Annotated in this window: 22 protein-coding genes and 1 pseudogene; 11 read left to right on the top strand and 12 right to left on the bottom strand. The window is 63.9% G+C overall.

Annotated elements, in window-relative coordinates; genetic code table 11:
- The first annotated feature begins 104 nt into the window (after positions 1–104).
- The gene (gene trxB, locus CQ040_RS12405; RefSeq protein WP_105526554.1) at positions 105–1,085 is read left to right on the top strand and encodes a thioredoxin-disulfide reductase; all 981 of its coding nucleotides are present in this window, start codon (positions 105–107) and stop codon (positions 1,083–1,085) included.
- Positions 1,086–1,153: 68 nt separating this feature from the next.
- Entirely contained in the window at positions 1,154–1,477 is a 324-nt protein-coding gene (trxA, locus tag CQ040_RS12400) for a thioredoxin (protein ID WP_028501190.1), read from the top strand.
- Positions 1,478–1,533: 56 nt separating this feature from the next.
- On the opposite strand, the gene CQ040_RS12395 is transcribed toward trxA, so the two are convergent.
- The 11 genes and pseudogenes from CQ040_RS12395 to rpmH form a co-directional block, all read right to left on the bottom strand.
- Complete coding sequence (locus tag CQ040_RS12395) at positions 1,534–2,064, bottom strand: GrpB family protein (protein ID WP_181156732.1); 531 nt, start codon at positions 2,062–2,064, stop codon at positions 1,534–1,536.
- Position 2,065: 1 nt separating this feature from the next.
- The gene (locus CQ040_RS12390) at positions 2,066–2,401 is read right to left on the bottom strand and encodes a hypothetical protein (RefSeq protein WP_028501191.1); all 336 of its coding nucleotides are present in this window, start codon (positions 2,399–2,401) and stop codon (positions 2,066–2,068) included.
- A gap of 9 nt (positions 2,402–2,410) precedes the next feature.
- Positions 2,411–3,895, bottom strand: a pseudogene (locus tag CQ040_RS12385) (sugar porter family MFS transporter); the annotation flags it as partial.
- A gap of 25 nt (positions 3,896–3,920) precedes the next feature.
- Positions 3,921–4,892, bottom strand: a complete 972-nt coding sequence (locus tag CQ040_RS12380; protein ID WP_105526551.1) for a ParB/RepB/Spo0J family partition protein — start codon at positions 4,890–4,892, stop codon at positions 3,921–3,923.
- Positions 4,892–5,818: a ParA family protein gene (locus tag CQ040_RS12375; RefSeq protein WP_105526550.1), complete on the bottom strand. Its 927-nt coding sequence runs from the start codon at positions 5,816–5,818 to the stop codon at positions 4,892–4,894. Before CQ040_RS12375 ends, CQ040_RS12380 begins: the two co-directional genes overlap by 1 nt.
- A gap of 1,267 nt (positions 5,819–7,085) precedes the next feature.
- Positions 7,086–7,715, bottom strand: coding sequence for a 16S rRNA (guanine(527)-N(7))-methyltransferase RsmG (gene rsmG, locus CQ040_RS12370; RefSeq protein ID WP_105526549.1), 630 nt, complete (start codon positions 7,713–7,715; stop codon positions 7,086–7,088).
- A gap of 36 nt (positions 7,716–7,751) precedes the next feature.
- On the bottom strand, positions 7,752–8,243 hold the full coding sequence (locus tag CQ040_RS12365) for a R3H domain-containing nucleic acid-binding protein (RefSeq protein ID WP_028501196.1): 492 nt from the start codon (positions 8,241–8,243) through the stop codon (positions 7,752–7,754).
- Positions 8,240–9,310, bottom strand: a complete 1,071-nt coding sequence (yidC, locus tag CQ040_RS12360; RefSeq protein WP_105526548.1) for a membrane protein insertase YidC — start codon at positions 9,308–9,310, stop codon at positions 8,240–8,242. The genes CQ040_RS12365 and yidC overlap by 4 nt, the downstream gene beginning before the upstream one ends.
- Positions 9,311–9,313: 3 nt before the next feature.
- A complete protein-coding gene (gene yidD, locus CQ040_RS12355) occupies positions 9,314–9,664 on the bottom strand; it encodes a membrane protein insertion efficiency factor YidD (protein ID WP_105526547.1) in 351 nt (116 codons plus the stop codon).
- On the bottom strand, positions 9,661–10,017 hold the full coding sequence (gene rnpA, locus CQ040_RS12350; protein ID WP_081663010.1) for a ribonuclease P protein component: 357 nt from the start codon (positions 10,015–10,017) through the stop codon (positions 9,661–9,663). The genes yidD and rnpA overlap by 4 nt, the downstream gene beginning before the upstream one ends.
- A 6-nt stretch (positions 10,018–10,023) precedes the next feature.
- Positions 10,024–10,161, bottom strand: a complete 138-nt coding sequence (rpmH, locus tag CQ040_RS12345) for a 50S ribosomal protein L34 (protein WP_013584598.1) — start codon at positions 10,159–10,161, stop codon at positions 10,024–10,026.
- Between the two features lie 316 nt (positions 10,162–10,477).
- Between rpmH and dnaA the strand changes: the two genes are divergently transcribed.
- The 9 genes from dnaA (at position 10,478) to CQ040_RS12300 (ending at position 23,286) form a co-directional block, all read left to right on the top strand.
- Complete coding sequence (dnaA, locus tag CQ040_RS12340; protein ID WP_105526546.1) at positions 10,478–11,869, top strand: chromosomal replication initiator protein DnaA; 1,392 nt, start codon at positions 10,478–10,480, stop codon at positions 11,867–11,869.
- Between the two features lie 495 nt (positions 11,870–12,364).
- Entirely contained in the window at positions 12,365–13,507 is a 1,143-nt protein-coding gene (gene dnaN / locus CQ040_RS12335; RefSeq protein WP_105526545.1) for a DNA polymerase III subunit beta, read from the top strand.
- 147 nt (positions 13,508–13,654) lie between these two features.
- The gene (locus CQ040_RS12330) at positions 13,655–14,410 is read left to right on the top strand and encodes a cohesin domain-containing protein (protein ID WP_105526544.1); all 756 of its coding nucleotides are present in this window, start codon (positions 13,655–13,657) and stop codon (positions 14,408–14,410) included.
- A complete protein-coding gene (locus CQ040_RS12325; RefSeq protein WP_105526543.1) occupies positions 14,407–16,275 on the top strand; it encodes an amidase family protein in 1,869 nt (622 codons plus the stop codon). The genes CQ040_RS12330 and CQ040_RS12325 overlap by 4 nt, the downstream gene beginning before the upstream one ends.
- 91 nt (positions 16,276–16,366) lie before the next feature.
- Positions 16,367–17,581, top strand: a complete 1,215-nt coding sequence (gene recF / locus CQ040_RS12320) for a DNA replication/repair protein RecF (RefSeq protein WP_105526542.1) — start codon at positions 16,367–16,369, stop codon at positions 17,579–17,581.
- Entirely contained in the window at positions 17,574–18,077 is a 504-nt protein-coding gene (locus CQ040_RS12315; RefSeq protein ID WP_028501205.1) for a DUF721 domain-containing protein, read from the top strand. The genes recF and CQ040_RS12315 overlap by 8 nt, the downstream gene beginning before the upstream one ends.
- Positions 18,078–18,195: 118 nt before the next feature.
- Complete coding sequence (gyrB, locus tag CQ040_RS12310; protein ID WP_028501206.1) at positions 18,196–20,286, top strand: DNA topoisomerase (ATP-hydrolyzing) subunit B; 2,091 nt, start codon at positions 18,196–18,198, stop codon at positions 20,284–20,286.
- A 43-nt stretch (positions 20,287–20,329) separates the two neighbouring features.
- Positions 20,330–22,885: a DNA gyrase subunit A gene (gene gyrA, locus CQ040_RS12305; RefSeq protein ID WP_028501207.1), complete on the top strand. Its 2,556-nt coding sequence runs from the start codon at positions 20,330–20,332 to the stop codon at positions 22,883–22,885.
- Positions 22,882–23,286 carry a DUF3566 domain-containing protein gene (locus CQ040_RS12300; protein ID WP_028501208.1) on the top strand — a complete coding sequence of 135 codons (405 nt, stop codon included), beginning with the start codon at positions 22,882–22,884 and terminating at the stop codon, positions 23,284–23,286. Before gyrA ends, CQ040_RS12300 begins: the two co-directional genes overlap by 4 nt.
- Positions 23,287–23,366: 80 nt before the next feature.
- Here the strand turns inward: CQ040_RS12300 and CQ040_RS12295 are convergent, their stop codons facing one another.
- Positions 23,367–24,077, bottom strand: coding sequence for a VIT family protein (locus CQ040_RS12295; RefSeq protein WP_028501209.1), 711 nt, complete (start codon positions 24,075–24,077; stop codon positions 23,367–23,369).
- Positions 24,078–24,097 lie beyond the last annotated feature (20 nt).

Genomic DNA, 24,097 nt, shown 5'->3' with positions numbered 1-24,097 from the left:
TTCTCCCAGCCCGGCGACGCACACTGTCCGGGGAATGCCTCGCGGCTACCATGGGTTGAACCACTCGAAGGTCATTCGACTGCAGTTTCTAAGACGGAGAGCACATGCGTCAGGTCATCATCATCGGCTCCGGCCCCGCCGGATTCACGGCTGCCATCTACGCGGCCCGAGCGAACCTCAAGCCGCTGCTCATCGCGAGCTCGGTCGAGGTCGGCGGCGAGCTGATGAACACCACCGAGGTCGAGAACTATCCGGGCTTCCCCGAAGGCATCCAGGGTCCTGAGCTCATGGCCAAGTTCCAGGAGCAGGCCGAGAAGTTCGGCACCGAGGTCGTCTACGACGACGTCACCGAGCTGCAGCTCGACGGCCCCGTCAAGAAGGTGATCCTCGGCTCCGGTGCGGAGCACGAGACGCAGTCGCTGATCTACGCGACCGGCTCCGCCTACCGCAAGCTCGGCATCGAGGGCGAAGAGCGTCTCTCCGGCTATGGAGTCTCGTGGTGCGCCACGTGCGACGGCTTCTTCTTCCGCGAGAAGACGATCGCCGTCGTCGGAGGCGGCGACTCGGCGATGGAAGAGGCCACGTTCCTCACGCGCTTCGCCGAGAAGGTCTACGTCATCCACCGCAAGGACACTCTGCGCGCTTCGAAGATCATGCAGGAGCGCGCATTCGCGAACCCCAAGATCGAGTTCGTGTGGAACAGTGCTGTCTCCGAGGTGCTGGGTGGCGATTCGGTGACCGGCGTGCGGCTGCGTTCGACGGTCGACGGCACCCTGAGCGACCTTCCGCTCGACGGACTCTTCATCGCGATCGGCAACGACCCGCGCACGCACCTCGTGCACGACAAGCTCGAGCTCACGGCAGAGGGCACCATCTGGGTCGACGGCCGCTCCTCGAAGACCTCGGTTCCCGGTGTCTTCGCCGCCGGCGACGTGATCGATCCCACCTACCGTCAGGCCATCACGGCAGCCGGTACCGGAACGATCGCTGCCCTCGACGCCGAGCACTTCCTCGCGGATTTTGAGGATGCTTCCGTAGAGGTGCCTGCTGCGGAAGCGGCCGAGATCCTCACCGCGTCGGCATAGTCCGGTCGGGAACACTTTTCGCTCGTCCGCTGTTGTAGCTGGCGAACCTCAAATCAAGGAGAACTCTGATGAGTGCAAAGGCTACGAGCCAGGCGACCTGGGAACAGGACGTTCTGCAGGCCGAAGGTCCCGTGCTGGTGGACTTCTGGGCCGAGTGGTGCGGTCCGTGTCGTATGGTCGCGCCGGTGCTGGATGAGATCCAGGCCGACAACCCCGACAAGATCACCATCCTCAAGCTCAACGTCGACGAGAACCCCGAGCTGGCGATGAAGTACCAGATCACGTCGATCCCGGCGATGAAGGTCTTCGACGGTGGTGAGGTCAAGACGACCATCATCGGCGCCAAGCCGAAGTTCGCGCTCGAGAAGGACCTCGCCGCTTTCATCGGCTGATCCTCTTGCTCGAAGGCCCGCATCTCTCCGAAGATGCGGGCCTTTTCGCATCCGGGTCAGCTCTTGTCGTGCACGGGGATCGGGGCCAAGCCGCGGTCGATACGAGCCTTGTCCATGATGAGCTGGATCACTTTCGTCTTCCCGGCGTTGTACGACTGCTCCCCGTTGCGCGCCGCGTCGAGAGCGGCGTGTTTGGCTCGTTCGTAGAGGACGACGTCGTCCGGATGCTCTCGCAGCCAGTCGCGCAGGATCCTCTGGCTGACATCGTCCCAGGTGTGCGCCTCGAAGAAGTGAGCGATCCGGGTGCGTGCATCACCCACTTCGAACACCATCACTCGATGACGGCGTATCCCGCTCCCCACACGCCAGCCGATGGTCTCGAATGCGGGGCGATGCCTGAGGAAATCAGCGTCGTCGACGATTCGCACCGCGACGTCGATGACCGGCTTGGCGCTCAATCCAGGGATCGCCGTGGATCCGATGTGCTCGATGTCCCATCCCGGGTCGCCGTGCTCGCGGAGCTCCGTCGCAACTTCCTCGAACACAGCCGGCCACGCCGGATCATACGGAACGAGGACGATGCTCACGTCAGGAGGCGTCAGCCACGCTCGGATCCCACCGACGATGCCGCTGCTTCTCGTCCAGCAGCCCCCAGACGGCCGAGGTGAGTTCCGGGTACTCCAACGCGATCTGACGCAGCACACGGTAGTGTCTGGCGGCGTTGGGGCGCACTCCGTCGTTCGCGTTGATGTTGTCGGCGCGCAGCAGATACACGACGAGCTCATCGACGCTCGGAAGGTCTTCCATGAACTCCCAGGGGTCTTCCCCACCGAGGAGTCGCTCCTGGATGAGCACCGCGAGCTCGTCGGCGGCCTCGGCACGCAGCACTTCCAGGCTGGCGCGACGCTGAACGGACTCGGTCATGCCTTAAGCCTACGTCGGCTGCGGACCCCTCCGTCGCGTGACCTTCATGTTCTCGGTCATCTCCTCGAGTTCCTTGCCCTTGGTCTCGGGCACCTTGAAGAACACGAAGAAGAACGACAGGAGAGCGAAGAACGCGTAGAACCCGTATGCGAACGTGAGGCCGATCTCGGCGAAGGCGGGGAAGGTCGTCGAGATGAAGAAGTTCGCAACCCACTGCGCGGCCGCGGCCACAGCGAGAGCGCCCGCGCGGATCGAGTTCGGGAAGATCTCACCCAGCAGCACCCAGACCAACGGGCCCCAGCTCGCGCCGAAGAACACGACGAATCCGTTCGCGCACACCAGGGCGATGGTGGCCCACGGATCAGGAAGCGTGGCGGTGCCCTGTGCGTCGAGAGTGCCGAACGAGAAAGCGAGCGCCATGAGGCCCAGCGTCACCGTCATCCCGACCGAGCCGACCAGCAGCATGATGCGGCGCCCGATCTTGTCGACCAGCAGGATCGCCACGATGGTGACCACGATGTTCGTGACCGACGTGATCACCGAGGTCAGCAGCGCGCTGGACTCGTCGAAGCCCACCGACTGCCACAGGGTCGTCGAGTAGTAGAAGATCACGTTGATGCCGACGAACTGCTGGAACACCGACAGCAGGATGCCGATCCAGACGATCGGCTTCAGCCCGAAGCGATTGCCACGGAGATCTCGCAACGACTCGGTGCGCTCCGTGTCGATGGTTCCGGTGATCTCTTGGATCTTGCCTTCGACGTCGATCGTGCCGGTGACGGTCTCGAGAACTTCTGCGGCACGCTTCAGCTCCCCCTTGCGCACCAGATACCGCGGCGATTCCGGGAGCCGGAGCGACATGATGCCGTAGACCAGGGCTGGGATCGCGGCGACCATGAACATCCATCGCCACGCCGTGAGGCCCCACAGCGGCTGGTCCGCGGAACCCGCGATACCGGCGAGGAACGCATCGGAGAGAAGTGCGGCGAAGATACCGGTCACGATCGCGAGCTGCTGCAGCGAGCCGAGTCTTCCGCGCACCGCAGCAGGCGAAACCTCCGCGATGTAGGCGGGGGCGATGACGGATGCTGCACCGACGCCCAGTCCGCCGATGACGCGCCAGATGATCAGGTCGACGACGCTGAAGGCGAGACCCGAACCGATCGCGGATATGAAGAACATTCCCGCCGCGACGACCATCACAGGGATGCGTCCGTACTTGTTCGACACGGGGCCCGCGAACCAGGCCCCCACAGCGCAGCCGATGAGTGCCGACGAGACGGCGAAGCCCTTCAACGCCGTGCCGAGGTCGAATCCGGAGACATCGCCCGCCAGTGCATCGACGGCTCCGTTGATCACGGCTGTGTCGAATCCGAAGAGGAATCCACCCAATGCCGCCGCGATACTCACCGTGATCACACGGCGCTTGATGGCAGCTGGACCCGCTGGTCTGCTCATGACATCCCCCTCATCGTCAAGATGACGCGAGTCTAGGCGACCTGCGACGTTATCGGGGGTGTCACTTCGCCGTGCCGTAGCCGCTCTCGCCGATCTCCTCGAGGATGCGATTGAGATCCTGAATCGAGGCGAAATCGATGGTGACCTGGCCTTTACGAGCACCGAGTGCGATCTTGACCCGGGTGTTCAAGCGGTCACCGAGCTTGCCGGCGACCTCGTCGAGATAGGCGCGACGCGCACCCGGAGTCGGCTTCGCAGACTTGCCGGCGCTGGGCTGCGACTTGGCAGCCTCCTCCGTGGCGCGCACCGAGAGGTCTTCGTTGACGACCTTGTCGGCAAGGCGCTGCATCGATTCCGGGGAATCGAGACTGAGAATCGCGCGCGCATGTCCTGCAGTCAGCACGCCGGCGGCCACCCGCTGCTGCACCGGTACGGGCAGCTTCAGCAGGCGGATCGTGTTGCTGATCTGCGGACGGGAGCGACCGATTCTGGTGGCCAGTTCTTCCTGGGTGATCCCGAAGTCCTCGAGAAGCTGCTGGTAGGCCGATGCCTCTTCGAGCGGGTTCAGCTCAGATCGGTGGAGGTTCTCGAGCAGCGCGTCACGGAGAAGATCCTCGTCCGCGGTGTCGCGAACGATCGCGGGAATGACCTCGAGACCGGCCTCACGAGCGGCACGGGTACGCCGCTCCCCCATGATCAGCTCGTACTGGCCCTCTGTGTTCTTGCGAACGACGACCGGCTGCAGCACCCCGAACTCACGGACGCTGTGGACCAGCTCTGCGAGGTCCTCAGCATTGAAGTGCGTACGAGGCTGTCGCGGATTCGCGACGATGGTGTTCGGATCGACCTGGATCAGGTGGATACCGGGAACAGCTGCGAGCTCTGGCTCGTCAGCTGCCGTCTCGACAGCCTTCTCCGACGCAGCCTGGCGCAGGCTCGCGCCCGGGAAGAAGATGTCAACGGGACGTTCAGACTGATCAGCAGTGGGAATGAGGGCGCCGATCCCCCGGCCCAGTCCAGTGCGCTTCGCCATCATTTCTCCTTGCTCTGCGTCGCTGTCCGCGATGCGATCTCGACGGCAGCCTCGCGATAGGCGATCGCGCCGGCGGATTGTCCGTCGTAAGCGATCACGGTCTGCCCGAAACTCGGGGCCTCGGAAACACGGACCGAACGCGGGATGACCGTCTCCAGAACCTGTTCCGGAAAGTGTGTGCGCACCTCATCGGCGACCTGCTGGGCAAGACGGGTACGCCCGTCGAACATGGTCAGCAGAATCGTGGAGAGATGCAAGGCGGGGTTCAGGTGCTTCTGGATCATCTGGATGCTCCCGAGCAGCTGACTGAGTCCTTCAAGGGCGTAGTACTCGCACTGAATCGGGATGAAAACCTCGGTGGCCGCCGTGAATGCGTTGATCGTGAGCAATCCCAGCGAAGGAGGACAGTCGATGATGACGAAATCCATGGGGTTGTCGACCAGGTAGGTCTCCAGTGCACGGCGCAGACGATGCTCTCGTGCGACCTGAGCGACGAGTTCGATCTCGGCACCTGCGAGGTGGATGGTACTCGGTGCACAGAAGAGGTTGGGATCTTCCGGGCTCGCCTGCACGATCTCCGCGAGAGGGAACTCCTCGATGAGGACGTCATAGACGCTGGGGACATCCGCACTATGCGGAACCCCGAGCGCGGTAGACGCATTGCCCTGGGGATCAAGGTCGATGACCAGCACCTTCGCACCCAGCCCGGCGAGGGCGGAAGCGACATTCACAGCGGTCGTGGTCTTGCCCACGCCACCCTTCTGATTCGACACCGTCAGCACACGGGTTTCCCCCGTGAACTCCACAGCCGTAGCTTCCAGTGCCCGCCGACGAGCGGAGAGGTCAGCGATTTCCCGCGCAAGCGGCGTATCCATCCCGAACGACTCGTTCGATGATGTCTTCTCGGATTGTTTCACGTGAAACATCCACTCCTTTCGGGGCCGCGTTCCACTCTAATCGCATGCAGCGACGTTCGATTACGGATGCGCTCACAGCACTGTGCTCCGGGGCGGAAACGAGCGAACCGGCAGCCAGTTCACGGTTCGGTCGCGCCCTTTGAGTGGGGACGGTTGGTGACATTCCCACGAAAGTGGTCTGAGATCCCTCAAACGGTCATGTTTCACGTGAAACGTCGTGCCAACGGCCCGAGGAGGACTTCACTTCCAGGCGAACGAGCCTCGGAACTCTTGGGTGGTAGGCGACCAGTCCCTCGGGGTAGAGCCTCCAACACAGCTACGTACGGACCGCAGCCTCGCTTACACATCGGCCCGATTTGACCGAAGCTCCAGCGAGGTTTCAAGCGTGCGTCTTGGGGCGATCCACCGTGCACCCACTGTCTCCTACTGCACTCAAGATCCCGACTACCCGAATGCCGCGTATCCCCGCAGCGTCCAGACCCGTTTCACGTGAAACATTCGGCTCCCTACACCTCCGGCTGCACTCAGACGGTCGCATTGCCGGTCCCATCCGGAATGTACTTCTCCTTTGGGGGAGGCGCCTCCCCCAGGAGTCCTCCACTCGCACGGGAGCACATCGACATCTCCGAGCCGAATCCTCAGGGCTGCGCCCCCGACTGGATAGCGCCGTGTCGCCATGTTCAAGCTCCAACGCTTCGCACGGGACGCAACTTGTGGAGCAGCGGCATGTCGGCTTCAGGCGTCGGAAGCCCTTCATCCGCCAGGCACAACAGGAAGCGTGATCATGCCATGGGGAGCGCAACGATCCGACGGTGGCGACAGGGACCGACGACGCGAGAAGCACGATGCGAAATGAGCGATGAGAGAGGAGGGAGGCCTGGCGGAACCCGGGCTGGCGAGTGCCACTCTTAGAAGTCAAGGCACAGACTCACCAGCAACGGTGGTGGGTCTGTCGGATTGCGCTGAAGTACAGGCGGACAGGGCTGTGTCCACGCACGCTGCAGGAAGCACCGCGCGCCATCAACACCTTGGGCCGTTTCACGTGAAACATCGCTTAGCCGCTCATCGGGACCGATCGGGTGGACGTCGCGTCAGTCGCCGCGCTACTCGTCCTGCACTCAAGCCCGCGCTACTCATCTTGCACCCGAGCCCCCGCAACGATTGGAGGTCGACTTCGCCTTAGCGGGTTGCGACCGCCTACACGGCGATAAGCGTCAGCATGCACGCAAAAACCGGATGTTCCACGTGAAACATCCGGCTTGCAGGGTTCGCGGTATCAGCGCACCCGAGCCCGCAGTACCCGGGTCGTCTCGGGCAGAACGCGCTCCCCCAGTACTTCGACCCGCACATTCGTGAGGCGGAACTTCTTGATCTGCTTCTGTGCAGCCTCGATCTCGTTCGCGACATTCATACCCTTGAGGAGAGCCAACTCTCCCCCGTCGCGAACCAGAGGTGCTGTGATCGGGATCAGTGTACGCAGCGCACTGACTGCTCTGGCAGTGACGACATCAAATCCGTCAGTGGACCGGACATCTTCGGCACGTGCACGAAGTACCGTGACGTTCCCGAGCTCCAGCGCAGAGACCTGCTCGTTGAGCCAGGTGACCCGGCGCTCCATGGGCTCAACCAGAGTCCACTGCACGTCAGGACGTGAGATTGCGAGCACGATCCCGGGAAGGCCGGCCCCGGAGCCGATATCGGCCACAGATCCGTAGAAGAGTGGCGCCGCAATCACGCTGTTGAGGATGTGTCGAGTCCACAGACGTGGAAGCTCGAGCGGACCGATGAGACCACGCTCTTCGCCTTCACGGGCGAGCGCGGCTGTAAACGCGCGCGCTATGTCGATCCGATCGCCGAAGAGCTCACCCGCAACTGCCGGCTCGAGCTCCAGCTCCAGATCACTCATGGAAATCTCCGAAAACGCGATGTTTCACGTGAAACATCAACGACGGCGGAGGACCGTGTGCCGGTCAGCGCCCTCGCCATAGGACTCGGATACGAGTCCACGCTCAGCTGCGATGTCATGGACGAGCTTGCGCTCATAGCTCGACATCGACGGCAGGGAAGCCTGCGACGAACCCTCATCGAGCTTCTCGGCCGCTGCGTTGACCAGAGTCTCCAGCTGACGACGGCGAGTGTCGCGCGAGCCGGCGACATCGAGGATCAACCGGGAGAACGATCCGGTCTTGCTCTGCACCGCGAGGCGAGTGAGTTCCTGAAGCGCCTGGACAGTATCGGGAGCGGAGAGCAACGCAAGCCCATCACCCTCAGCCTCCACGGAGACGTAGGCACGGCCCTGGCGGACGTCGAGGTTCAGGTCGCCATCGATATCCGCGATGTCAAGGAGCTCCTCGAGGTAATCCGCGGCGACGTCGCCCTCATTCTCGAGCTGAGCCACGGTGGGCTCGGTGTTCTCGGTCATGGTCTCGCTCATGAACCGCTCCCCTTCTTCTTAGAACGCTTCTTACCCACCGGCTGCTGACGCTTCGGTGCTTCGGCCTTCGCCTTTTCGACCTCTTCCAGCAGACGCTGCTGCTCAGCCTCATACGCGGCCATGGGAACGACCTTGCCCGAGGAGTCGATCGCCTTGCCCTTGCGGGCCAGACGCTCTTCGCGTGCCTTGGCGGCTTCCGAACCCGGAGTCGGCATCTCACGGATGACGAGGAACTGCTGGCCCATGGTCCAGAGGTTCGAGATGAACCAGTAGACGACCACGCCGAGGGGGAAGAACACACCGGAGAAGATGAAGCCCAGCGGCAGAACGTAGAGCATGATCTTCTGCATCTGGTACGCCTGGCCGGTCTTGGCCTCGGGCGACAGGTTCTTCGAGATGATCTGCAGCTGCGTGAAGAACTGCGAAGCGATCATGAGCACGACGAGCGTGACAAGGATGATGATCGCCGTGGTGTTCTTCGCCTCGACCGCGTTGCCCAGGTTCTCGTGCAGGGAGGCGACACCGAACAGCTTGGCGTCGTAGAACTCCTTCGTCAGCTCGGGGCTCATCAAGCCCACGCCGCCGATTCCTGCCTCCGCATGCTTCTTGACGTCGCTCAGAACGCTGAAGAGGGAGAAGAAGATCGGCATCTGTACCAGGAGCGGCAGGCAGCTCGACATCGGTGTCGTGCCGTGCTTCTTGTACAGGCCCATGGTCTCGCGGCTCATGGCCTCGCGAGAGAGCTGATCCTTCTTTCCCCGATACTTCTCCTGAACTTTTCGCAGTTCAGGAGCGATTTCCATCATTTTTCGCTGGCTCTTGATCTGCTTCACGAAGAGCGGGATCAGAGCAGCGCGGACCACGACCACGAGGCCGACGATCGACAACACCCAGGTGATGCCGGATGCCGCAGGGAGACCGACGGCCGTCAGGAGCCAGTGCCAGGCGACGAGGATCAGCTCGACCACCCACTTGAGCGGCCAGAGGATGGTGCCGAGCAGATCGAACCCACCTGCAGCGGGGGCATCGCTGGGAGTGGAGCTGGCTAGCAGAAGGTCAAGACCCACCGATCAGTCCTTTCGGGAAGGGACGACGAAACCGTGTGCGGTCAGGTCGTAGCGGAAGTGGTCATGCGGCCGCACGTCATCGACGCCGCCGCTGGTCCAGGGGTTGCAGCGGAGGATGCGCCACGCCGAGAGCACCGCTCCCTTTGCAGCACCGTGCTGCTGCACCGCACCTACAGCGTAGGCGGAACAGCTGGGGTAGTACGCACAGACATCTCCGTACATCGGGGAGATCACCTTGCGATAGCCCGTGAGGAAGCCAAGGACCAGATTTCGGGGGATCAGCGGGATGCTGCGGAGGAGATCGCTCGAGTGCACCTGCGCCGTGCCGATCGACGAGGCGGGCAGCGCCGTCATGAGGATCCTGCAGTCGATGCCGGCGTGAGCCTGCTGAGACACCGACGTACATCGGCTTCGAGCTCGGCGAAGGAAGCCTCCGCAGATGCAGGAAGGGCACGGATGACGACATCCGTGCCCTCGGGAACACGCGGGAGCGCCTCCGCACAGACGGCTTTGAGTCGCCGACGCACGGTATTGCGCACCACAGCGGTGCCTACCTGCTTGCTGATGATGAATCCGAACCTTGCGGCTCTGCTCTCGCCCGTCGTCAACATCGAGGTGATGACGCGCGCGCCGCCACAACGGGAACCACGACGAACGACCAGACGATAGTCGGTCCCGCGGGTCAGCCGATGTGGGCGGGCGAGCACAGCGGACTACGCAGAGAGCTCGGTGCGGCCCTTCGCGCGGCGGGCAGCGAGGATGCCGCGGCCGGCACGCGTACGCATGCGGGCGCGGAAACCGTGCTTCTTGGCGCGACGGCGGTTGTTGGGCTGGAAGGTGCGCTTGCTCATGGAATCACTCCGGGAATGCTGCCACCGGATTCACTTCGACCGGAGACATGGGGAACTGCCAAAAATGGCATAAGTCAACCGACTTAGGGTACGTCCTACTGGCGCGCAGAGCAAATCTGCGCGCTTCGGAGCTGGTCGACCGACCCGAACCGCACAGCCATTATCCACAACCACGGCTCGCCCGACAGACACAACACGCGCGCGTAATTTCAATGGCAGGTTGCCGTTCACAGCCGGGGTGACTACCGTGGCATCCTAAGTTATCCACAGGGGGCACGGCACGTCGACCCCGCCTCGATCACTCGTCCGGAGCGTCATGTCATCACCTGCCCAGCCCGACGTTCCTATCTGGACCACGGTGCAGGAGCTTCTGGTCGATGACGATCGCGTCACGCCACAGCTTCAGGGCTTCCTGAGCCTGGCCGTACCCGCCGGAGTCATGTCGGCGACGCTGTACCTCGAAGTGCCGAACGATCTCACAGCTGCGCAGATCAACAAGCGACTGCGGCTCCCGATCATGGAGGCTCTCTCCCACATCGGCGACGAGGTCTCCTCGTACCGCGTCGTAGTGAACCACGAGCTCGCCGAGCAGCAGTCGGCACCGATGGTGGTCGGCGACTTCGGTCGGCATGAACAGGCCCGCGTCGAGTCGCCGATGGAACAGCCGACTCAGCTGCGCCATGAGTCGCGGCTGAACCCGAAGTACACCTTCGACAACTTCGTCATCGGTCAGTCCAACCGATTCGCGCATGCCGCAGCGGTCGCCGTCGCCGAAGCACCGGCCAAGGCGTACAACCCGCTGTTCATCTACGGCGACTCGGGGCTCGGCAAGACCCACCTCCTCCATGCCATCGGCGACTACGCACAGTCCCTCTATGCAGGAGTGAAGGTCCGCTACGTCTCGAGTGAGGAGTTCACGAACGACTTCATCAACTCGATCGCGAACAACCGTGGCGCCGCCTTCCAGGCTCGATACCGCGACGTCGACATCCTCCTGATCGACGACATCCAGTTTCTTCAAGGGCGTGCAGAGACGCAGGAGGCGTTCTTCCACACCTTCAACACGCTGCACGACCACAACAAGCAGGTCGTGATCACCAGCGATGTGGCCCCGAAGCACCTCACCGGATTCGAAGACCGGATGCGCAGCCGCTTCGAATGGGGCTTGATCACCGATGTCCAGGCACCGGACCTCGAGACGCGCATCGCGATCCTCCGCAAGAAGGCGCAGAGCGAGGCCCTCCATATCCCGGACGAAGTCCTCGAGTACATCGCCACGGTCGTCTCGTCGAACATCAGAGAGCTCGAGGGCGCGCTCATCCGCGTCTCGGCCTTCGCCAGCCTCAATCGCTCGGCACTCGACATCTCGCTCGCGCAGACGGTGCTCCGCGACATCATCGACACCGCAGAAGACAACATCATCTCGCCGACCGACATCATCACCGCGACGGCTCAGTACTTCAAGCTCACCGTCGACGACCTCTACGGCTCGAGTCGCTCCCAGCAGATCGCCACCTCGAGGCAGATCGCCATGTACCTCTGTCGTGAACGCACGAGCCTCTCGCTGCCGAAGATCGGTCAGCTGTTCGGCAACAGGGACCACACCACGGTGATGTATGCCTATAAGAAGATCAGTGAGCTCATGAAGGAGCGTCGCTCGATCTACAACCAGGTGACGGAGATCACCACGCAACTCGGTCGCCGCTGAGCGTCCGACAGTCGCGAGAAAAGGGAGAGGCAGCACCGTTCGGGTGCTGCCTCTCCCTTTTTCCGTGCCCGCCAGGGAATCTGATCGTGGAATAGATGCCTGTTTGCACATGTGGATAACTTGTGGATGAACGTGGATTCCATCGGGACGAATGTGGGCTGATAGCCCAAACCTGTGGATAACTAGGGGAGGGCGCGGATCGACCCGGATGCCGGTAACCCGCGGATTCCTCAGGGATTCCACAACTGACAACCGTGTAGTTCCCTACTCGCTCTTGCTATCCACCGACTTATCCACAGTATCCACAGCTGTTAACACTGTTAAGGAGTTAAGTCTTTCAAAGCGCGATCCCATCACCAGACGGTGGGGAGAACCGTCGAGCGAACGACAAGAACCTCGGCGTAGGGATACGCCGGACTGTGGGGCTAGCATGGGAAGCCCTGCACCGGCAGGAACGACGACAACGCGTCACAATTCGACGACAAGGGAGCACCAGTGAGGTTTCAGGTCAACCGCGATGTCTTCAGCGAGGCTGTCTCGTTCGTCGTCAAGCTTCTGCCACAGCGCAACCCGCAGCCGATCCTCGCCGGAGTCCTGATCGAAGCGGATGGGTCAGGCCTCACGCTCTCGGCCTTCGACTACGAAGCCTCCGCACGGACGACCATCGAAGCGACCGTCGACACCCCGGGCACGATCCTGGTCCACGGCCGGCTTCTGTCTGACATCGCCAGCCGTCTTCCGAACGCCCCGATCGAGATCGCCGTCGAGGAAGACGGCGGAATCACCGTCACCTGTGGCTCGGCTCGATTCACGCTCGCCGCGATGCCCGTCGAGGAATATCCCTCGATCCCTGAAGTCACCGGGTCCTCCGGTGTCGTCCCGGCCGACGACTTCGGTACCGCGATCGCCCAGGTCGGATTCGCTGCGTCGCGTGACGACGTGACCCCCGTCCTCACGGGTGTTCAGCTCGAGGTCTCCGGGCACAGCTTGAGCCTGGTCGCCACCGACCGCTATCGAGTTTCGCTCCGCGATGTGCCGTGGGACGGCGAAGCCGTCGAAGCCACTGCCCTGGTCCCTGCGCGCACCCTGCTCGAAGTCGGTAAGACGTTCGGACATGCCGGCACCATCCAGATCGCCTTCTCCGGGGCGGGTGACCGCGAGATCATCGCCTTCACCGCCGGCAACAAGACCGTGACTTCGCTCCTGATCAAGGGCAATTTCCCGCCGGTCCGCCGCCTCTTCCCCGAGCAGACCGACCACTACGCGGTGGTCAACACCGCCGACCTGGTCGAGGCCGTGCGCCGAGTGTCGCTCGTGCTCGACCGCGCCGCTCCCCTGCGTTTCACCTTCACGAACGACAGCGTCACGATGGACGCTTCAGGCGGCGATCACGCACGGGCCTCCGAGTCGGTCGACGCGATCCTCTCCGGAGGCGACGAGGTCACGCTCGGCCTGAACCCGCAGTACCTGATCGAGGCACTGGGTGCGGTCAAGAGCGAGTTCGTCCGCGTGACGTTCACTTCGAGCGACAACGCCAACAAGCTCAGCCCGGTGCTGATCACGAGTCAGACGTCTGTGGACCAGGCCGGCCTCGACTCGTTCAAGTACCTCCTTCAGCCGAACCTCCTCCTGCGCTGAGCCCGCTGTTTCCGGCCGTTACCTGCCGGAAACAGCAAAGCTCAGAACGCGAAACACCAGACTGCGAGAGTCGGCCGTGCCCCAGAGCACGGCTGCTCCGCATAGCCGTGCGGCCGCGCTCGTCTCTCCAGACGAAAGACGCTCCGCATGCCCCAAAATGCTCGTGCTCTCTTCCGCAGGCTGCGCGCCCCCCTCTCGGGTGTCGTCGTGCTCGCGGCCACAACCTTCCTGGCGCTGGGGGCGGCATCGCCTGCTTCCGCCGTCACGATCTCGGCCACGTATGACACGGTGTCGCTGACGGCGACTCCGGCCACGGTGTCTGTCGGTGACACAGTCACGGTCTCCGCGGTCTTCACCGGCCTCGTCGATGCCTACGCGTACGAGCTCGACATCGCGTACGACGCGAAGCGCCTCGCGTTCATCGACGACAGCGAGCAGTTGCCCTCCGGAGGATTCGACTCGGTGACGGATCGGGGAGGCGAGATCGCCATCGCTGCCACTCGGCTCGGTACTTCACCCGGTCTGGCCGGCACACAGACTCTCGTGACGCTCAGATTCGCAGCACTCGACGAGGGGGATGCTTCACTCGCCTTCTCATCCGGTCGGATCGTGGGTTCGAACGGCCAGACGTCCACTGTCGATCCGGCCGCAGAGGGCGCATCGACGACCGTCGCGATCTCGAGTGATGACGAGTCGGAGCCCGGTTCGGGCGACGACGGCTCGGTTGGCGCGGATCCCGCGTCCGGGCCCGGGTCACGGCCTCGGACGGGATCGGGCAGCGCTGCGGATGGGTCGCTCGCCATCACCGGTACTGACGCCGCGCCCTGGCTCATTCTCGGTGCCGGCGCTATCGCTGCTGCTGCCGCAGGCACGATCATCGCCATCCGACGGAGGACCCCATGACCCGACGTGCAGTCAGAGCTCACGTGCTGGACTACAGGAGAGACAAGACCGTGAAGAAGATCACCCTTCGGACCGTTGCCGCCGTTTCGGTCGCAGGTTCTGCAATCGTCGCGGGAAGCCTGGTGACCGTGCCTGCCGTTGCCGCATCGCCGACAGCATCCGTGAGCCTCCCGCCGTACTACAGCGAGCTCGATCTGACCGGCGATGCGATGGTCACCGCATCCGATCTGTTGATCGCGGGTGAATCGCTGGGCCTCACGACGGCCTCTCCGGAGTGGTCGCGTGTGTCGATCCTCGATACCGATGTCGACGGGGAGCTCACGATCCTCGATCTCGCAGGTCTGTCGCAGCGGATGATCTACGACGATGGGCCGTTCGAGCTCGTCGAGGCCTCGGTGATCGACATGCAGGCGGCGATGAACGCGGGGATCGCGAGTTCGAAGAGCATCACCCAGGAGTATCTCGATCGGATCGAGGCCTACGATCGCACGGTCGCACCGGGCGGAAGCCGACCTCTCAACTCGATCATCACGGTGAACCCGCAGGCGCTCGAAAATGCGGCGGCGGCCGATGGGATCCGAGCCTCCCAGGGGATGACGAGCCTGCTGCTGGGTGTTCCGATCGCATTGAAGGACAACTACGACACCGTCGGCATGGTGACAACCGGTGGGTGCGCGTGTTGGAACGAGAATCAGACGGCCACTGACGCCTCGATGGTCACAGGTCTCCGGGGCGACGGCGCCGTGATCCTCGCGAAGGCGAGTCTCGACGAGTTCGCCTACGGATTCGTCTCCGAGTTCTCCTCGTTCCAGGAACCGGGATCGACCTCCCTCGTGGCGAGCCCGTATGACACCACGAAGACGGCCGGCGGATCCAGCGGAGGAACGGGGGCCGCGATCTCGGCGAATCTCGCCGCTGTCGGTTTCGGCACCGACACCGGCGGTTCGATCCGGGTGCCTTCGTCGTACAACCAGCTCGTCGGTGTTCGCCCCACCGTGGGCCTGGCGAGCCGTGACGGCATCATCCCGCTGGCGCTCTCGCAGGACACGGGCGGACCGATGGCCCGATCGGTCATCGACGCAGCGGTCGCGCTCGATGCCGTCGTCGGCGTCGACGACGCTGATCCCGTCACCGCGCGGCAGCAGGGCTTGGTTCCCGATTCGTACACCTCGTTCCTCGATCCGGACGCACTTCAGGGTGCGCGCATCGGATACGTCACCTCGATGGTCGGCACCAACACCGGCACCGTTCGCCTCTTCTCTGAGGCGACGGCGGCGCTGACCGCGCAGGGCGCGACCGTCGTTACCGTGACACCACCGGCGGGTCTCGCCGCTGTGCTGAACGAGGGCTCCGGATCGACGAACGAGTTCCGACACGACCTCGACGAGTACATCGACACCCATCTCGGTGCGGCGGTGGAGGCACGGACGCTGACAGACATCCTCGCGTCGAACAGTTTCGTGACCTCACGGCGGCCGATCTACGAAACGCGAGACGCCGTCACCGACGCGACCTATGAAGCATGGGCAGGAGCGAACGGCTCGCACACCGTGCAGATCGCAGCGGGCAAGAGCCTCCTGACGCAGACGATGGAGGATCTCGATCTCGACGCGATCATCTACCCGAGCACGAATGCGTACGCGACGCAGGGCACCAACATGAGGTTGAGCCCGAACACCGGGATGCCGTCGGTGACCGTTCCGATGGGGCAGACGGTCGCGGGCGAGTCTCTGCCCGGCAGCGGGGTGAACCTGGAGTTCCTCGGACGGGACTTCGATGAGGGCACGCTGCTCGGTTTGGCGTACGCGTTCGAGCAGAAGACGGGTGCCCGCACCTCTCCGTCGCTCTACGGACCGCTTCCCTGATCCACGGCCGGCGGCGGCTCGACGAGATCGAGCGGTCGCCGGCCCGGATCCGCCGGAAGGAGATGTCAGACCCCGAAGGTAGGCTGACAGCGTGATTGTGGAACACCTGAGCCTGGTCGATTTCCGCAATTACGCGACCGCTGAACTCACCCTCCACCGCGGTCCGAACGTCCTCGTCGGACGAAACGGTCAGGGAAAGACGAATCTGGCCGAGGCCGTCGTGTTCCTCGCCACGCTCGGATCCCACCGGGTTTCGTCGGATGCGCCCATGGTCCGCGACGGCCAGGAGTTCGCGGTGATCCGCGCCCGACTCTCACATGGCGAGCGTCGGGTGCTCGCCGAAGTCCAGGTGAACCGGCAGGGATCGAACAAGGCCCGCATCAACGGCTCGCCGTCCAAACCGAACGAGCTCCCCCGCTACGTGCACGTCGTGCTGTTCGCTCCCGAAGACCTGCAGATCGTGCGAGGTGATCCCTCGGCGCGCCGCCGCTTCACCGATCAGCTCCTCATCCAGCGCACACCGAGACTCGCTGCTGTACTCGCCGACTATGACCGCGTGCTCAAGCAGCGCAATGCGCTGCTGAAGTCGGCGCGAGCCCGGGGCATCCGCGGAGAAGGCCTGAGCACACTGGACGTGTGGGATGACAAGCTCGTCTCCCTCGGCTCCGAGATCATCACGGCACGTCAACGTCTGGCGGCAGATCTGCAGCAGCCGGTCGCCGATGCTTACGAAGCGATCGCCGGAGAGGATCATCGTCCGCAACTGGAATGGGCGCTTTCGGTCGGTGGCGGAGACCCCGAGGAAGGTGAAGACGGGGCGGAAGACATCGAGGAAGAGGTGGCCATCACCAGGCTCGGCGATCCGAATCACATCGCCGATCTCTTCCGTGCGTCGCTCGCGGCGAAGCGATCGAAGGAGCTCGACCGAGGGCTGACCCTCACCGGTCCGCACCGCGACGACATGGTTCTGCGGGTTCGCGACCTTCCGGTGAAGGGGTATGCCTCTCACGGGGAGTCGTGGTCGGTGGCGCTCGCGCTCCGACTCGCTTCGGCCGAACTGCTGCGCAGTGAATCTCCTGCCGGCGACCCGGTACTCATCCTCGACGACGTCTTCGCCGAACTCGATGCCGATCGACGCCAGCGGCTTGCCGCCCTGACCGCCGGGTACGAGCAGGTGGTGGTGACCGCTGCGGTGGAGGAGGATATCCCCGAGGTGCTGCACGCCCATGTCGTCCGGATCAGCGCCGGAACCATCAACGATGAGCGTGTTCTCGAGCAGACGCCGGAATCGAGTGAAGATGACTGACGCGGCTTCGACTCCGGCAGCCGAGGTGCCGGAGACCGTCGGCACCTATCTTCGGCTGCGCGGACTCCAGCCGAGCTCCAAGAGCTGGAAGCGCAAGCGCCGCATCACCACCGATGACGACAACGCCCCGTTCACGCCGGGGCGCGATCCCGGTTCGCTCGGGGCGGTCCTCGATCGACTGAGTCGCGATTCGGGCTGGCAGATCACCCTGGCCAGGGAAGACCTCGTTCGTCAGTGGGCCGATCTCGCCGGGGCCGACACGGCGAAGCACTCCGAGCCGGTCTCTCTCGAGCGTGGATTGCTCACGGTGAAGTGCGACTCCACGGCTTGGGCGAAGAACCTGCAGTTCATGCGGGCGACCATTCTCACCGAGATCGGTCGGCGGTATCCCGACGCGGGAGTCGAGAACCTCCGCTTCATCGGACCGGACGTTCCCTCGTGGAAATGGGGTCCCAGAGCCGTTCCAGGACGGGGCCCGCGCGATACCTACGGGTAGGGCACCATGCGAAGGGGTCGAAACGCTCAGAGGGCCACACGCGGCCGTTGAGCGGCATTTCCCGACGAAACCCCGCTAGAATGGGAGTTCGTGATATCGATGTGGAGAATGCCCTCTGATGACGCCTGAATCCCCTGCTGACGAGACGGAATCGACAACCGGGGGAACCTCCGACCCCATCGACGGGTCCGAGACCACGAGCAACTCGATCTCCCCCAAGATCAAGCAGCCCGGTGAGTACGGTGCCGACTCGATTCAGATCCTCGAAGGCCTCGAAGCCGTTCGCAAACGCCCCGGCATGTACATCGGGTCGACAGGCCCGCGCGGTCTCCATCACCTCGTGTACGAGATCGTCGACAACTCGGTCGATGAGGCACTGGCCGGCTACGCCGACACGATCCTCGTCACGATGCTCGCCGACGGTGGCGTGCGCGTCATCGACAACGGCCGTGGCATCCCCGTCGATCCGCACTCCTCCGACCCGAACAAGTCGACGGTCGAGGTCGTGCTGACGATCCTGCACGCCGGCGGAAAGTTCGGCGGCGGCGCCTATGCCGTCTCCGGCGGACTGCACGGCGTCGGATCCTCGGTGGTCAACGCGCTGTCGACCCGCTTCGATGTGGAGGTCAGGCAGAAGGGCTTCGTCTGGCGTCACTCCTTCGCGGAGGGCGGCATCCCTCAGCAGAAGCTCGAGAAGGGTGAGGCGACAGAGGAGACCGGAACCAGCATCACGTTCTGGCCGGACGCCGAGATCTTCACCGAGACGACCGAGTTCGAGTACGACACACTCCGCACGCGCTTCCAGCAGATGGCGTTCCTGAACAAGGGGCTGCGCATCGAGCTCCGCGACGAGCGAGAGTCCTCCGCCTACGAGGTGGAAGAAGAAGGTACTGCCGTCACCAAGCAGCCCGGCGACGTGTTCTTCTACGAGCGCGGACTCGTCGACTACGTCGAGTACCTCAACAAGGTGCGTCACGCCGAGGTCGTCAACGACGAGATCATCGCGTTCGAGTCGGAGGACACCGCTCGCAAGATCTCACTCGAGGTCGCGATGCAATGGACGACGTCGTACACCGAGAACGTCTTCACCTACGCCAACACCATCAACACCCACGAGGGCGGAACGCACGAAGAAGGCTTCCGTGCAGCGCTCACCACTCTGGTGAACAAGTACGCCCGTGCGAACAACATCCTCAAGGAGAAGGACGACAACCTCTCCGGTGACGATGTGCGCGAGGGCCTCACCGCGGTCATCTCGATCAAGCTCGGTGAGCCGCAGTTCGAGGGTCAGACCAAGACCAAGCTGGGAAACACCGAGGCGAAGGCCTTCGTCCAGAAGGTCGTCGGCGATCAGCTCGGTGACTGGTTCGACCGCAACCCGGTCCAGGCGAAGAACATCATCCGCAAGGCGCTCGATGCAGCGACCGCTCGTCTCGCGGCTCGAAAGGCGCGCGAGACCGCGCGCCGCAAGAGCGTGTTCGAGTCGGCCGCGATGCCGGACAAGCTCAAGGACTGCACCAGCAAAGACCCGTCGATCAGTGAGATCTTCCTCGTCGAGGGTGACTCGGCCGGTGGTTCGGCCGTTCAGGGTCGCGACCCGCACACCCAGGCGATCCTGGCGCTGCGCGGCAAGATCCTCAACGTCGAGCGCGCACGCCTCGACAAGGCCCTGGGCAACAAAGAAGTCCAGGCGATGATCCAGGCCTTCGGCACCGGCATCGGCGAAGAGTTCGACATCGAGAAGGCGCGCTATCACAAGATCGTCCTGATGGCGGATGCCGACGTCGACGGCCAGCACATCACCACGCTGCTGCTCACGCTGCTGTTCCGCTACATGCGAGGACTCATCGAGGCCGGCTTCGTGTACCTCGCGATGCCGCCGCTCTACCGACTGAAGTGGTCGAACTCCGCACACGAGTACGTGTTCAGCGATGCCGAGCGCGATGCTCTGCTCAAGCACGGGCTCGACAACGGCAAGCGCATCCCGAAGGATGCCGGCATCCAGCGCTACAAGGGTCTCGGTGAGATGAACCCGAAGGAGCTGTGGGAGACGACGATGGATCACTCCACTCGCACCCTCCAGCAGATCACCATCGAAGATGCAGCTGCCGCCGACGAGATCTTCAGCGTGCTGATGGGTGAGGACGTCGAATCCCGACGCAGCTTCATCCAGCGCAACGCCAAGGACGTCCGCTTCCTCGACATCTGACGCCCGCGGGCTCAGACCAGATGTGTGACAGAGAGATTGATTCATGACTGACGAAGAACGCACCGAACCGGAACACGATCACGGCAAGATCGACCAGGTCGACCTGCAGTCGGAGATGCAGCGCAGCTACCTCGACTACGCGATGGCCGTCATCGTGGGGCGCGCACTCCCCGACGTCCGCGATGGACTGAAGCCCGTGCACCGCCGTGTCATCTACGGGATGTACGACGGTGGCTTCCGCCCCGACAAGTCGTTCTCCAAGTGCGCCCGCGTGGTCGGCGAGGTCATGGGCCAGTACCACCCGCACGGCGACTCGGCGATCTACGACGCCCTCGTCCGCTTGGTGCAGCCCTGGTCGCTGCGTTATCCGCTGGCACTCGGTCAGGGCAACTTCGGCTCCCCCGGCAACATGGGCGCCGCAGCCCCTCGATACACCGAGACCAAGATGGCCCCACTCGCGCTCGAGATGGTGCGCGACATCGAAGAAGACACGGTCGACTTCACCGACAACTACGACGGCCAGACGCAGGAGCCGACGGTCCTGCCCGCCCGCTTCCCGAACCTGCTCGTCAACGGCTCGGTCGGCATCGCGGTCGGTATGGCGACGAACATCCCGCCGCACAACCTGCGTGAGGTGTCGGATGCCGCACTCTGGGCTCTCGACAATCCCGAGATCTCGCGTGAAGAGCTGCTCGACGGTCTGATCCAGCGCGTCCCCGGTCCTGACTTCCCGACCGGTGCGCAGATCCTCGGAACCAAGGGCATCCAGGAGGCGTACCGCACCGGACGCGGGTCGATCACGATGCGTGCGGTCGTGAACGTCGAGGAGATCCAGGGTCGTACCTGCCTCGTCGTGACCGAGCTGCCGTACCAGGTCAACCCCGACAACGTCGCGGTGAAGATCGGTGATCTCGCCCGTGACGGCAAGATCACCGGCATCGCCGACATCCGTGACGAGTCGTCCGATCGCACCGGTCAGCGTCTCGTCGTCGTGCTCAAGCGCGACGCGGTCGCGAAGGTCGTGCTGAACAACCTCTACAAGCACACGCAGCTGCAGGAGAACTTCGGCGCGAACATGCTCGCGATCGTCGATGGTGTGCCGCGCACACTCGCGATCGACGGCTTCATCACCAACTGGATCGCGCACCAGATCAACGTGATCGTCCGGCGCACGGAGTACCGTCTGCGCGAGGCCGAGAAGCGCATGCACATCCTGCGCGGATACCTGAAGGCGCTCGATGCGCTCGATGAGGTCATCGCGCTCATCCGTCGATCGCAGACCACGCAGGATGCGAACGAGGGACTCCAGAAGCTCCTCGACATCGACGACATCCAGGCCGACGCGATTCTGCAGATGCAGCTGCGCCGTCTCGCCGCTCTCGAGCGTCAGCGGATCATCGACCAGGCGAATGAGCTCGAGGCTCAGATCACCGACTTCAAGGCGATCCTTGCCGACGAGGGGCGTCAGCGCACGATCATCCGCGAGGAGCTGACCGGGATCGTCGACCGTTTCGGCGACGAGCGCCGCACGCACATCCTGCACGGTTTCGACGGCGACGTCTCGATGGAAGACCTCATCGCCGAGGAGGAGATGGTCGTCACCGTCACGCGCGAGGGGTACATCAAGCGCACGCGCAGCGACAACTACCGCTCCCAGCACCGCGGTGGCAAGGGTGTCAAGGGCGCGCAGCTGCGGGCCAACGACATCGTCGAGCACTTCTTCGTGACCACGACGCACCACTGGCTGCTGTTCTTCACCGACAAGGGTCGCGTCTACCGCGCGAAGACGTACGAGGTGCCGGAGTCCGGGCGTGACGCCAAGGGCATGCACGTCGCGAACCTGCTGGCACTGCAGCCGGATGAGAGCATCGCCCAGGTGCTCGACATCCGCGACTACCAGGTGGCCGACTACCTGGTGCTGGCCACGCGTGAGGGTCTCGTCAAGAAGACCCGGCTCGAGGCGTACGACACCAACCGTCAGGGCGGCGTCATCGCGATCCGCCTGAACGACGAGGACGAGCTGGTCAGCGCGTTGCTCGTCGACGCCACGGACGACATCCTCATGATCAGCCGCCGCGGCATGTCGGTGCGCTTCGAAGCGACCGATGAAGCCCTGCGTCCGATGGGACGCGCGACGGCCGGTGTGCGCGGCATGAAGTTCAAGATCGACGACGACTGCCTGCTCTCGGCATCCGTCGCAGCGCCTGGGAAGTTCGTGTTCGTCGTCACCGACGGCGGGTATGCCAAGCGCACAGCGGTCGAGGAATACCGCGTGCAGGGACGCGGTGGAACAGGCATCAAGGTCGCCAAGCTCAACGACGATCGGGGCACTCTCGCGGGTGGTCTGATCGTCGCCGAGGACGACGAGGTCTTGGTGGTTCTCTCCAGCGGCAAGGTGGTACGCTCTGCCGTGGCCGAGGTCCCCGCCAAGGGGCGAGACACCATGGGAGTGGTGTTCGCTCGTACGACGGAGGCCGACCGGATCCTCGCCATCGCCCGTAACGGTGAGCGTGGCCTCACCGAAGACGAGGCGGATGCGGAGGATGCCGAGACCCAGGCCCCCGAGACGACAGAGACCCCCGAGGATACAGACGCATGAGCACAGTGGCCGACAAGCTGGCGAAGAAGTCGACCCGCAAGACCGGTGGCAAGCAGGTTCGCCTCCGACTGGTCTACGTGGACTTCTGGTCGGCAGTGAAGCTCTCGTTCCTCGGAGCGGTCGCCCTCGCGGTGGTCACCATGGTCGCGTTCTTCCTGATCTTCCTGGTGCTCCAGGCGACGGGCGTCATGACCACGGCCGAGGGGTTCCTGGTCAGCATCACGGACAACACGTTCGTGCTGTCGGAGGTCGTCGGTCTGCCGCAGGTGATGGCGTTCGCCGCCGTGGTCGCGATTCTGAACCTGATCGTGTTCACGGTGCTCGGCGCCGTCGTCGCCGGAATCTACAACCTCGCGGTGAAGGTGACGGGCGGACTGCTCGTCGGCTTCATGTCGAACTGATCCGACGCCTCACGGAACGGATTTCGCGAAGGGCGGATGCTACGGCATCCGCCCTTCGTCGCTCCTCGGGGTGATCGTCGCTAGACGACGCCGGAGGTGCCGAGGAGGGTGCCGATCAACCAGGTGGCTGCCAGGGCCAGGGCGCCGCCGACGACCAGTCGGATCGATGCCGGAACGGGCGCCGAACCGCCGATCTTCGCCGACACGGCACCCGTCACGGCCAGAGCGATCAGGACCGCGATGAAGGTCACGGGAACACGCCACTCGGGCGGTGGCAGCAGGATCGCGAGCAGCGGCAGCAGCGCGCCGAGTGTGAAGGCGACCGCGGAGGAGATCGCCGCATGCCAGGGATTGACGAGGTCGTTCTGGTCGATGCCGAGTTCGACCTCCAGATGAGCCGAGAGGGCATCGTGCGCGGTGAGCTCCTCGGCCACCTGACGTGCTGTCTCCTCTGAGAGTCCGCGGTCGCGATAGAGCTCGGTGAGTTCGCTGAGCTCTGCCGTCGGCATCGTGCGAAGCTCTTCACGCTCCTTCGCGATCAGCGCACGTTCACTGTCGCGTTGGCTGCTCACCGAGACGTACTCGCCGAGCGCCATAGAGATCGCCCCACCGACGAGTCCGGCGATCCCCGCGGTGAGGAGTGCGGCGTTGTCGGTGGTCGCGCCGGCGACGCCGACCACGAGTGAGGCGACGGAGACGATGCCGTCGTTCGCACCCAGCACCCCTGCGCGCAACCAGTTCAAACGCTGGCCGAGACCCGCGCCATGCGGTTCACCTTCGTGGGCTGTCATGCCCCCAGTGAAGCAGACGG

This window comes from Microbacterium sp. MYb54, assembly GCF_002979515.1.
Classification (GTDB): domain Bacteria; phylum Actinomycetota; class Actinomycetes; order Actinomycetales; family Microbacteriaceae; genus Microbacterium.
This window is presented reverse-complemented; position numbering and strand designations above follow the sequence as displayed.

What these genes read in the sequence shown, in the direction of transcription:
- yidD (WP_105526547.1), bottom strand. Translation starts at nt 9,664, where the DNA reads ATGACGGCGCTGCCCGCCTCGTCGATCGGCACGGCGCAGGTGCACTCG.
- CQ040_RS12380 (WP_105526551.1), bottom strand. Translation starts at nt 4,892, where the DNA reads ATGGCGAAGCGCACTGGACTGGGCCGGGGGATCGGCGCCCTCATTCCC.
- CQ040_RS12300 (WP_028501208.1), top strand. Translation starts at nt 22,882, where the DNA reads ATGAGCACAGTGGCCGACAAGCTGGCGAAGAAGTCGACCCGCAAGACC.
- gyrB (WP_028501206.1), top strand. Translation starts at nt 18,196, where the DNA reads ATGACGCCTGAATCCCCTGCTGACGAGACGGAATCGACAACCGGGGGA.
- trxA (WP_028501190.1), top strand. Translation starts at nt 1,154, where the DNA reads ATGAGTGCAAAGGCTACGAGCCAGGCGACCTGGGAACAGGACGTTCTG.
- trxB (WP_105526554.1), top strand. Translation starts at nt 105, where the DNA reads ATGCGTCAGGTCATCATCATCGGCTCCGGCCCCGCCGGATTCACGGCT.
- CQ040_RS12375 (WP_105526550.1), bottom strand. Translation starts at nt 5,818, where the DNA reads ATGTTTCACGTGAAACAATCCGAGAAGACATCATCGAACGAGTCGTTC.
- CQ040_RS12315 (WP_028501205.1), top strand. Translation starts at nt 17,574, where the DNA reads ATGACTGACGCGGCTTCGACTCCGGCAGCCGAGGTGCCGGAGACCGTC.
- CQ040_RS12365 (WP_028501196.1), bottom strand. Translation starts at nt 8,243, where the DNA reads ATGAGCGAGACCATGACCGAGAACACCGAGCCCACCGTGGCTCAGCTC.
- CQ040_RS12390 (WP_028501191.1), bottom strand. Translation starts at nt 2,401, where the DNA reads ATGACCGAGTCCGTTCAGCGTCGCGCCAGCCTGGAAGTGCTGCGTGCC.
- CQ040_RS12295 (WP_028501209.1), bottom strand. Translation starts at nt 24,077, where the DNA reads ATGACAGCCCACGAAGGTGAACCGCATGGCGCGGGTCTCGGCCAGCGT.
- rpmH (WP_013584598.1), bottom strand. Translation starts at nt 10,161, where the DNA reads ATGAGCAAGCGCACCTTCCAGCCCAACAACCGCCGTCGCGCCAAGAAG.
- dnaA (WP_105526546.1), top strand. Translation starts at nt 10,478, where the DNA reads ATGTCATCACCTGCCCAGCCCGACGTTCCTATCTGGACCACGGTGCAG.
- CQ040_RS12325 (WP_105526543.1), top strand. Translation starts at nt 14,407, where the DNA reads ATGACCCGACGTGCAGTCAGAGCTCACGTGCTGGACTACAGGAGAGAC.
- CQ040_RS12330 (WP_105526544.1), top strand. Translation starts at nt 13,655, where the DNA reads ATGCCCCAAAATGCTCGTGCTCTCTTCCGCAGGCTGCGCGCCCCCCTC.
- gyrA (WP_028501207.1), top strand. Translation starts at nt 20,330, where the DNA reads ATGACTGACGAAGAACGCACCGAACCGGAACACGATCACGGCAAGATC.
- rsmG (WP_105526549.1), bottom strand. Translation starts at nt 7,715, where the DNA reads ATGAGTGATCTGGAGCTGGAGCTCGAGCCGGCAGTTGCGGGTGAGCTC.